At 39.4% G+C, this 9,981-nt stretch carries 9 protein-coding genes; 3 read left to right on the forward strand and 6 right to left on the reverse strand.

The window, feature by feature from the left end:
- The 6 genes from AC5JMF_RS07300 to AC5JMF_RS07325 all read right to left on the reverse strand — a co-directional run bounded on the left by AC5JMF_RS07300 (position 1) and on the right by AC5JMF_RS07325 (position 6,994).
- Positions 1–954: a glycosyltransferase family 10 domain-containing protein gene (locus tag AC5JMF_RS07300; protein WP_495795039.1), complete on the reverse strand. Its 954-nt coding sequence runs from the start codon at positions 952–954 to the stop codon at positions 1–3.
- 70 nt (positions 955–1,024) lie between these two features.
- Positions 1,025–1,423 carry a four helix bundle protein gene (locus AC5JMF_RS07305; RefSeq protein ID WP_495795040.1) on the reverse strand — a complete coding sequence of 133 codons (399 nt, stop codon included), beginning with the start codon at positions 1,421–1,423 and terminating at the stop codon, positions 1,025–1,027.
- A gap of 73 nt (positions 1,424–1,496) precedes the next feature.
- Positions 1,497–2,708, reverse strand: coding sequence for a glycosyltransferase family 4 protein (locus tag AC5JMF_RS07310; RefSeq protein ID WP_495795041.1), 1,212 nt, complete (start codon positions 2,706–2,708; stop codon positions 1,497–1,499).
- 4 nt (positions 2,709–2,712) lie between these two features.
- Complete coding sequence (locus AC5JMF_RS07315) at positions 2,713–4,962, reverse strand: ABC transporter ATP-binding protein (protein WP_495795042.1); 2,250 nt, start codon at positions 4,960–4,962, stop codon at positions 2,713–2,715.
- A gap of 19 nt (positions 4,963–4,981) precedes the next feature.
- Positions 4,982–6,145: a glycosyltransferase family 4 protein gene (locus AC5JMF_RS07320; RefSeq protein WP_495795043.1), complete on the reverse strand. Its 1,164-nt coding sequence runs from the start codon at positions 6,143–6,145 to the stop codon at positions 4,982–4,984.
- A 6-nt stretch (positions 6,146–6,151) separates the two neighbouring features.
- A complete protein-coding gene (locus AC5JMF_RS07325) occupies positions 6,152–6,994 on the reverse strand; it encodes a hypothetical protein (RefSeq protein WP_495795044.1) in 843 nt (280 codons plus the stop codon).
- 311 nt (positions 6,995–7,305) lie between these two features.
- Between AC5JMF_RS07325 and gloB the strand changes: the two genes are divergently transcribed.
- From gloB to rplI, 3 genes are all read left to right on the forward strand, one after another.
- On the forward strand, positions 7,306–8,079 hold the full coding sequence (gene gloB, locus AC5JMF_RS07330; protein WP_495795048.1) for a hydroxyacylglutathione hydrolase: 774 nt from the start codon (positions 7,306–7,308) through the stop codon (positions 8,077–8,079).
- 27 nt (positions 8,080–8,106) lie between these two features.
- Positions 8,107–9,204 (forward strand): DUF2817 domain-containing protein, encoded by a 1,098-nt coding sequence (locus AC5JMF_RS07335; protein ID WP_495795045.1) that lies wholly within the window; start codon positions 8,107–8,109, stop codon positions 9,202–9,204.
- Positions 9,205–9,409: 205 nt separating this feature from the next.
- The gene (gene rplI, locus AC5JMF_RS07340) at positions 9,410–9,868 is read left to right on the forward strand and encodes a 50S ribosomal protein L9 (protein WP_495795046.1); all 459 of its coding nucleotides are present in this window, start codon (positions 9,410–9,412) and stop codon (positions 9,866–9,868) included.
- Positions 9,869–9,981 lie beyond the last annotated feature (113 nt).

The raw sequence follows: 9,981 nt of genomic DNA on the forward strand, positions 1-9,981 counted from the left end.
TCAGTGTTGAATAACAAAGTCTGACAACCAATTAAGCAGATTTAACTTGTGTAAGATGATTTGACGTGCTTCGGCGATCGCATCTTTAGCTGCATACCAAAAATCAGGTGTTGCTGTAACTTCTTGGATGTAAGCAATACCTTTTTCATCTAAACTGGGTAATCTTAAAAAACTACCTGGTGGCAGTAATTTATCAGCAGCAGGGCCACCATAGTAAATTGGCAAACACCAAGCAAGTAAACTATCCCAAAGTTTTTCACTCACATACCAATTATTATCAGCATAGTTTTCAATTGCCAAATTGTAATAGTATGGTGCCATGCCATACCACTTATTACCCAATTCTCCTGATTTTCTCGCCCAGTCTGGCAAATTGCGCCCATATAAATCAAATTTAATATTACTAGATTGTAGCGATCGCAAAAAGTCTAAACGCTGGCGATGGTTGGCTGTGCGGTTAATTCCTGAAGTAATCCAACTACAGGGTGCAACTTTTTGAGGAGGTGGCATTTCATTTAAATCTTGAAATGAATTGGAGTGATACCAAATAGCAGGCATATAGTCGGGAGTGGGGGCAAAATCATCAGGCCCAGAAATGTAACCACAATATTTATGGGCTTCTTGATAGTTATATTTGGTAATTTCTAAAACTTCTTCTAAAGGTGGTTCTCTGAGTAAGTAAATAATCCGTTCTTTGTTGACGCCACGCAGTAGAGAATCAATGTTAGTGACTGATTGTTTCTGGGGTTTGCGTAAGCGCTCAAACCAAGATTGTTGTGGTGTTGGTTGGGGAAAATCAAATTGATACATTAGCAGAAAATCTGGTTTTGCTGCTAGTGTTTGGATTTGTATATTGTTCCATGTTCCAAATTGATGTGGGGTTTGTTGCCAAAGCCAATCGACTCTAGTTTCTAAACCTCGATAGCTGCTGATCATTCCTACGGTAATGTTCATGTTAAAAATTTGTATAGTAACAAATTGAGACGCGGGGACGCAGGGACGCGGAGAGGAAGAAAATATGAGATTATGAAGTTTTGGAAGAATGGGTATTGATTGTCCATTGTTCAGGGTGTGAAATTATAGCTACTATTTGACTAAGTAACTCTTCACATTGCCTGTCTAAATCCAAAGTTTGCTCTCTGGTTAAATAACCACATCTGGTAGCAATTTCAATCCAGGTTTGAGTTTCAGCTGCTTCACTTTCAGCATCACTCAGCTTACTGATAAACGCTGCTGGATACCTTCTTTTTCGCCAAGACTCAGAAATATTAGCTGCTACAGAACGAGATGATCGTCTTATTTGATCTGTAAGTGAGTAGCGTTCTTCTATTGGAAAATATTTGGTTAACTCAAAAATTCTCATGGCTACATTTATTGAATTTTGCCATACCCTTAACTCCTTAAATGAACGAATATTTGCCATTTCTAAATTTCCTCATCACTTTAAAAATCCCAATTTAATTTCTATTCTCTCCGCGTCCCCGCGTCCCCCGTCTTTATCTAATAATTGGCGGAAGTAAAGATTTGTCAATGTAACTCAGGATTTTGGCGGCTCGATTTTCCCAGGAGAATTGCTTGACAAATTCGATGCTGTCTGAATATCCTGCTATTTTTCGGGGATGAGTTTCTAGGACTCGCCTCAAACTTTCGGCAAATTTGCTGGAGTTATCTGGTTCACACCAAGCAGCTATGGCTTGGGTATTTTGAAATTCAGTTAATGATGGAATTTCTGTGGCGACAATGGGGGTTCCAGAGGCGAAGTAGTCAAATAGTTTTAAGGGAGATGTGAAAGTTGCGGCTTTTCCAGAACAATGGGGATGAGCTAAGATGTCTGCTGCTTGTAGTAATGATGCTAATTCGTGATGTAAGATATAGCCTAGAAATTTAATGTTGTGAACTTGCTTTTGTTGGACTAGTTGCTGATAGGATTCGATTTCTGCTGGCTTTCCACCTGCACAGACAAATTGCACGTTTGGCATTTCTTGTGCTACGTCAATTAATATATCGATACCTTTAAATTGCTGTATTGCTCCTGCATAAACTACTAGTTTTTGACTTTCGTCTCGCAAGAGTTTTTGACGCCATTCTGCGGCTTTTTCTGGTTGTCTTTCCATAAATAGGCGATTAAAACCGTTGTGTAGTTTAATCACTTTTTCTGGTGGCATCCCGTTTTTAATCATGCTTTCACGGATTGTTTCTACAACGGTGACAGCGATTTGTAATAGGGGGTTGTTAACTATTTCTGGATCAAATGGTTTGTCTTCGTGATGGTGATGTTCGTAAATTGCAGGAATACCATTTTTAATGGCAGCTTTGACGAAATTCCAGTTGCGACTGTGGACAAGTTTGGTAGTTGGAAGGATGTGAAAGGGTAAATAATATTTGCAGGCGATGGTGTTAGAATCTGTAAATTTACTGGGGAAATGATCAATTGGCCAAGGCATCGGTAAGGGGGCAACTTGCAACTTGTTATGGAGGTTGTAATATTTAACAAGTTCTATTGGTGTTTTTCTTGGCTGAAAAGGACGGGCTAGATTGACTAGGTTTGTGGGTTTGGCTTTTTTGTCAGGATAGACTAAAACTGTCGAGTAACCCAAATTGGCGGCGGCATTAGCAGTATTTGTAGATTGCACTAAATGCGCTTCTGGTTGGGGCAATTCTTCCCCGATAAAATAAATATAATGTTTTTTATAAGTAGAATTTTTCATAGTTTTAAGTGTTAATATTATCCTCAAATTTTTCTAGTTGATTGAGCAGATACATGGCAGATTTATAGGATTCTGCAATTAGTTGATTTTGTTCTTGGGGTTTTTCGATAAAATTGTCTATTAAAGAACGTAGAGAACTGAATATAGGATTGATATGCATTCGTAAATCATCAGAAATATCGGTGAGGTTTTGATGTTGGGTTGCTATACTGCTATGATTTGGCTCAGCAATTGATAAGGATTGTCCTTCGATTTGCAAGTTAACAATCTCGTCAAAAACGTCTATAGTATTGAGAATTTTCCCGGCTGATTTGTAGGATTCAGCAATTAATTCTTGCCTTTGTTGGGTGTTATCTGCTAAATCGTCAAGCAATGAGCGTAAAAACCCAATCATTGAGTTTAACTGTGTGCGAATTTCGTGGGAGATGCGGAGTAAACTTTGATGATTTTTGGTAGCAGCTTCGGGATGATCTCTAAATTGCATTGAGTATAAGCGTGAGTAGTAACCACCTTTTTGTAAGAGTTCATGATGGGTTCCTACTTCCACTACACGTCCTTGATCTAATACGGCAATTTGATCGGCTTTTTGGACTGTAGAAAGGCGGTGAGCAATCACTAAGGTGGTACGATCGCGGCTGAGGTCATCGAGTGCAGCTTGTACTAAACGCTCGGAAACTGTATCTAAAGCACTGGTAGCCTCATCTAAAATCAGAATATCTGGATTTTGTAATAATGCACGCGCGATCGCTAATCTTTGTCTTTGTCCACCAGATAACATGACGCCGCGATCGCCTATCAATGTATCAAATCCTTGCGGCAATTTAATAATAAATTCGTAGGCATTTGCCCGTCTGGCTGCTGTAATAATTTCATCCTCAGTAGCTTCCGTCCACCCGTAGGCGATGTTATACCGTACTGAGTCGTTGAACAAAAAGGTGTCTTGACTAACAATTCCCATGCGCTTTCGCACGGATATGACATCAAACTCTCGTAAATCTTGGCCGTCAATGGTAATAGACCCTGAGATAGGATCATAAAATCTAGGTAATAAGTCTGCTAATGTCGATTTGCCTGCGCCAGAACCACCAACTAATGCCAAGGTTGTGCCACGCGGTAAAGATAAATTCACATCTTTTAGTACTGTCTTTTCATGGTTAGGGTAGGCAAAGGAAAGAGAGTTAAAATGCACTCCTTGTTCTAATTTTGTATAAGTAAGTTTACCGTTGCCCATCAAGGGCTTATTATCCAAGCTTAAAAACTCACTAGTGACATCCACACTAGTAGCAGTACTGGCAAAGTGACTACGAAGAGTATTAAGTTGAGAAATTAACGGCAATAATCGCAATAGCACTAATAAATATGTCAACAAAACGGCAGAAAGAGAAGCGATTTGATCGGCAAAAAATGTTTTACTTAAAAATACAATTAATAGTAAAGCTGTGATACCCATGACTTCACTCAAGGGTGCGATCGCTTCGGAATTGACTTGAGATTCAAAATCTGCTTTCTCGCGATCGCGGATTAACTTTTGTATTCGTTGATATTCTTTTTGCTCATTCCCCGTCGATTTTACTAACCGAATCCCGTTGAGTATTTCCAGTACAGTAATTGAATATGCTTTAGACATTTCACTGAGCTGTTTGCCAAATTTTTTAGAGCGGGCAATAGCATATTGATTAATCAATGTAACCAATGAAAGCAGAACTGTCGCCGCAATGGTTAATTGCCAAGAAATTGATAACAACAAACCCACAAAAACTAAGATAGTAATTACTAAAATCACTATCTTCACCGTACTCCCTACAGCCCCAGCAGCACGTCCTATTTCACCGCCAAGACGGTTAATCAAATCCCCTACTTTCGTTTTAGCGTAATAATCTATATCAATTTCTAATAATAATTTTAAACCAGTTTCTCGCATATCTGCTGTGAGTTTGCGTGTTAAGGCGCTCGATGCTAACGAGCTGGCATAAGTCGCTAGATTTTTTAATAAAATTGTGAAAATAATTGCCCCTGCCATAACACCAATGCGGTAGCTTGGGGAAATATTCTCAAATGGAGATATCATCGTTTTAAGAATTTGAGGTGCAGTACTGAAATCTACTTCTTGCCCCACAATTTTTAAAATTACTGGCACAATTAGAGCCGTACTCACCCCATTAAATAACGCACCAGAAAATCCCAATATTATCGTTAATAAAATCAAACCTGGATAGGGTTTAGCAAATCTTAGTAGTAAGTTTCTGGTAGACATTGAGTATTTATAATTATGTTCACAACTGAGCAATTACCGATTCCAGTGTAGCAGCCATAGCCTCAATACTATAGTTTTCTACACATCTTTCTCTGGCTTTGATACCACGCTGATTGGCTGCATCTAAATCCTGAAATATTAATTGGATTTGTTCAGCAAGTTGTTCGGGACAAGCAGGATCAACTAAATAACCAGTATCACCTAAAATTTCTGGGATATCTCCCACACGTGTTGATAATACAGGTTTAGCCATTGCCATTCCATCTGTCAACTTTAGGGGAAATTGGGCACGAGTTTCTAAAGTATCTCGTTGTGGAACAACAATAATATGAGCCGCTGCGACTAAATCAGGCATAACATCGGCTGGATATTTCGGTAGTTTGATTATCCAATGTCCCCAACGTTGTTGCAGTTGTTCATCATAATCATCATAAGGGTTGCCACCCACAATCACCAGTTTTAAATCTGATTGATTGATTTTTTCTAATGCTATGAAAATATCTTCTAACCCTTTATAAGGTCTTGGTGCGCCAGGAAACATTAAAATACGATATTCAGATAAACCGTAGCGGCTTCTACTAAATTCTGGATCATATTCAGTTGGATTAAATAGAGTAATATCTTTACCGTTGGGAACTAATGCACCACCAAAACGCTGCTGTAAAAACTTAGTATGCACCGTCACAGCATCAGCACGATTTATCCAGTTTTCCATCCATTTGATATATAAAGGATGATGAGGATTTCTAAATGCCCCCTCTGGTTTTAGTAAGTCTCTTGCGAATTGTTTGAGTGTGGGGCGATAATGCCAATCGTCACCACCATACCAACTGAGTTCCCAATCATCTATATCTAAAATTATCGGCTTTTTACTATACAGTTTTTTAAGTAGGGCAACTCCAAAGCTGGCCGCTTGTGGTTTAATAGCATAAATTATATCTCCATCAATTTTCGGTAAAACTTGATTAATTTCTCCCAAAAACTCTGGAAAATTCTTACCAGGCAAAGATTTAACTTCTAACTCTGCGGGCAATTTGCGATATAAATTTTCACCAAATAAAAATCCAATAATTTCAACTTCTACGTCTAGCTTTTTTAGCGCTGCACTTATCAAGTATGCACGCAGAATGGCAGCACTTGATAAATCTGCAACTAATAATGATAGCTTGGAAAATCTTTTCACTTGTTTTTATTTAATGCGCCAGGGATTTGTGACTTGATTAGGTAAAAATACTTTAGCAAATCTGTCAAATATCCTTGTATATAAAGAACGGGTAATGTTTTTAGCATACTGAGGCCTGTAAGGATACGTGCAGTGAAGCACTTTAATTTGATCCTGGATGTTATAAGCCTGCTGCCATTTACTGAGATAATTATAAGTAGGTGGTAAAATTTTCATTTTGGGTTTTACAGATGCGATCGCAGACGCGAAAGCACCTTGGTCTTTTAACAATAATTTATCTTGGTTGTTTTTGACAATTTCAAAATAGTATGCAAATTTGTCAAAGAATGTCTTAGTTGTCTCTGTTTTCCGAAAAGCGATAAAACCGCCATTGTACTGCACACTATCTTCTTTTAGGGGCAACCCTACAGATTGCAAAATCGGTAAAACATGAGGCAAAAGATCTTCTTGTTTTCCCCGTAATAAATTAGTTGCTTTGATAATATGAGGTTGGACATCTTCCGTCAATAAAAAATCGTCATCATCCAAAGATTCAAAAACATCATTAATATCAGTAAGTAAACAAATATCTGAATCTAAATAAATCGTTCGCTCAAATTCGGAAGCCGCATATAAAGCCAGCTTTGCCTGACGTGATGCTAAAACAGTATTTGCATTAGCAGGTGCTGGTTTTAAAATTACATTTTTAAAAGCCTTGAGCAAGGGATAAAAAATTTGAGGAACACTGTCAATTAAAATAATTATTGGCTCTTGATGAAATTTTCTAATCGCCGCTAAAAAATGAATACAATCCTGAAAAGAATAAAGACCAGTTAAAATCGTAATAAATCCTCTAGTTTCTTTAGTCATAAATTAAATAGATATTGAATAAAATTCAAATTAGCAGTTATTACTCATGTATTTTTAAAGTATTAAGAGCAAAAAAGAATAAAATAAACTTAACTTCATATTTCGAGTTTTTTCCAGAGAAATTCCACTGATAAATTCAAGTAAACTATACTTGTTTTCAGTATATATACCGTAAAAACTGCATCGTATATTATCATATTTAGACAGTGTAATAAAGTAATACTACAACGAAGTATAAACACTTGATATAGCTTATGTTAAGTAACGCTGTTACTTGCTGAAAACATCTACTCATGAGGGAAGCAGAGGTAATGCAGATTATTCGTCTTGAAGCACTCTCAGACAACTACATCTTTTTACTGCACGACCAAACACAAAATATCGCCGCCGTTGTCGATCCAGCAGAAGCAGAACCCGTACTTAAAGTACTAACAGAACTCCAAGCCAAGTTAGTAGCGATTTTGAACACGCACCATCATCAAGATCATGTGGGTGGCAATAAGCGGTTAATCCAAAAATTTCCCAGAGTCACCGTTTATGGCGGCATCGAGGATCGAGGCAGAATTCCTGCACAGCAGGTGTTTTTAAAAGAAGGTTCACAAGTTCAGTTTGCCGAACGCATAGCTGAAGTTATATTCGTTCCTGGACATACCCGCGCTCATATTGCTTACTACTTTCCCCCCCAACAAGCAGGTGAGCTCGGCGATTTATTTTGCGGTGATACCTTATTTGCTGGTGGTTGTGGTCGTTTGTTTGAAGGGACACCCACACAAATGGTCAACTCATTGGACAAACTGCGATCGCTACCTGATGATACCCGTGTTTGGTGTGCCCATGAATACACCTTAAATAATCTACAATTTGCTCTCACCATAGACGCTGACAACACCGACCTCCAAAAGCGCTACCATGAAGTGAAAACTTACCGCTCTCAAGGAAAAGCTACCATCCCCTCACTCTTAGGTGTAGAAAAACTTACTAATCCCTTTTTACGTTGGGAGCAGCCGACATTACAATCAGCTGTCAACAGTAGTGATCCTGTACAAACATTTGCCCGAATTAGGGGAATGAAAGACAAGTTTTAGTCAACAGTCAACAGCTATCAGTCAACAGTGTCCTACGTCACTGCCTTCAGTCCTAACTATGCTACAGCGCGATATCGCTTCCGCACCTCAGCGCAGGCGCTGGGGTGTCGCTTAGAAGCATACCCTATCAATCAAACTGGGCCAGATGGAGAAGAACTCACAATCGATGTGGCGATTTTGGGAGATCCTCACCCGCAGAAAATCGTAATTGTTTCTAGTGGATTGCATGGTGTAGAAGGTTTCTTCGGTTCTGCCGTTCAGTGTGCCTTATTAGAAGAGCGTTTAATTGGTTGGAGTTCCATCCAAGGAGCTGCTTTAATTTTATTACACACCTTAAATCCCTATGGATTTGCTTGGCGACGACGGTGGAACGAAGATAATGTAGATCTGAATCGCAACTTTTTGCTACCAGGTGAAGAATACAGAGGTAGTGCAGAAAAGTACAGAAACTTGAATGCTTTTTTTAACCCAACTTCACCGCCATCTCGTTTTGAGCCATTTTTTCTCAAAGCGATCGCTTCTATCCTTCGCAACGGCATCAATGACTTAAAAGATACCTTACCAATTGGGCAATACGACTTTCCCCAAGGGTTATTCTTTGGTGGAAATAGCCCATCTCCAACTCATCAAATCTTAGCAGCAAATTTACCGCAGTGGCTAGGTAATGCTACAGACGTTTTGCACATCGACTTCCACACAGGACTAGGTAAAAAAGCAACATACAAACTTTTTATTGACGATTTGCCTAATTTTGAGTCTACCGAGTGGCTGATAAATATTTTTGGTGCTGATGCGATCGAAACATATAAACCAGGCGGTACTGCCTACAAAATTCGTGGGGGTTTGGGTACTTGGTGTAAAACAATGTTTCCCCAATGCAATTATAAATTTCTCACAGCAGAGTTTGGTACTTACCCGATCATCAAAGTAGTTGAGGCATTACGAGCCGAGAACCGCGCTCATTTCCATTCACCACCAAACGACTCATCCAAAGAGTGGACACGCCAGCGACTAGAAGAAATCTTTGTCCCAGCAGATCGCAATTGGCGTCATACTGTAGTATCCCAAGGTTTAGATTTAGTAGAACAGGCGATCGAAGTTTGTTTTCCACCCCAAGAGTTGTGAGTTGGGGAATTGTCATTTGTTATTCTCCGCGTCCCCAGTCCCTCACAACTTTTCTCGCCCAAATAGTTGCGATCGCCCCCTGCGTTTCGCTAGGATCTGTAAGCTTTAGGGTATGAGTAAAGTCGCTAGGAAGCAAGCTACACTCATGTGAGCTATCCTGCTACAACCCAAATTTAATGAGATTTTACAGGAAAAACAAAAGACAATGGCCAAACGTGTACAGTTAGTTTTAACTCAGGATATCAGCAAGCTAGGAAAATCTGGCGACTTAGTAGATGTAGCTCCTGGCTATGCTCGCAATTATCTAATTCCTCAAAAATTGGCAACTCATGCCACTCCTGGTATTCTCAAGCAAGTAGAACGCCGTCGTGAACAAGAGCGTCAACGGCAATTAGAACTAAAAGAACAAGCGCTAGAACAAAAAGCAGCACTGGAAAAAGTAGGTAGTTTGCAAATTTCCAAGCAGGTTGGCGAAAACGAAGCAATTTTTGGTACTGTCACAAACCAAGACGTTGCTGATGCAATCCAAGCAGCCACCAATCTAGAAGTAGACCGACGTGGTATTACGATTCCCGATATTGGCAAACTTGGTACTTATAAAGCTGATATTAAACTGCATTCGGAAGTAACAGCTCAAATCGATATTCAAGTTGTAGCTAGCTAAGCTACGCAGGGGATGAGGGAGATGAGGAAGATGAGGGAGTGAGGGAGAAAGATAATTACCCAGTCCCCAGTCCCCATTCCCCAGTCCCCAGTCCCCAGTCCCCAGTCCCCAGT

The sequence above is a fragment of the Desmonostoc vinosum genome (assembly GCF_059505385.1).

Excerpts from the sequence above, each read along its gene's own strand:
- AC5JMF_RS07300 (WP_495795039.1), bottom strand. The coding sequence starts at position 954 with ATGAACATTACCGTAGGAATGATCAGCAGCTATCGAGGTTTAGAAACT.
- AC5JMF_RS07305 (WP_495795040.1), bottom strand. The coding sequence starts at position 1,423 with ATGGCAAATATTCGTTCATTTAAGGAGTTAAGGGTATGGCAAAATTCA.
- AC5JMF_RS07310 (WP_495795041.1), bottom strand. The coding sequence starts at position 2,708 with ATGAAAAATTCTACTTATAAAAAACATTATATTTATTTTATCGGGGAA.
- AC5JMF_RS07315 (WP_495795042.1), bottom strand. The coding sequence starts at position 4,962 with ATGTCTACCAGAAACTTACTACTAAGATTTGCTAAACCCTATCCAGGT.
- AC5JMF_RS07325 (WP_495795044.1), bottom strand. The coding sequence starts at position 6,994 with ATGACTAAAGAAACTAGAGGATTTATTACGATTTTAACTGGTCTTTAT.
- gloB (WP_495795048.1), top strand. The coding sequence starts at position 7,306 with ATGCAGATTATTCGTCTTGAAGCACTCTCAGACAACTACATCTTTTTA.
- rplI (WP_495795046.1), top strand. The coding sequence starts at position 9,410 with ATGGCCAAACGTGTACAGTTAGTTTTAACTCAGGATATCAGCAAGCTA.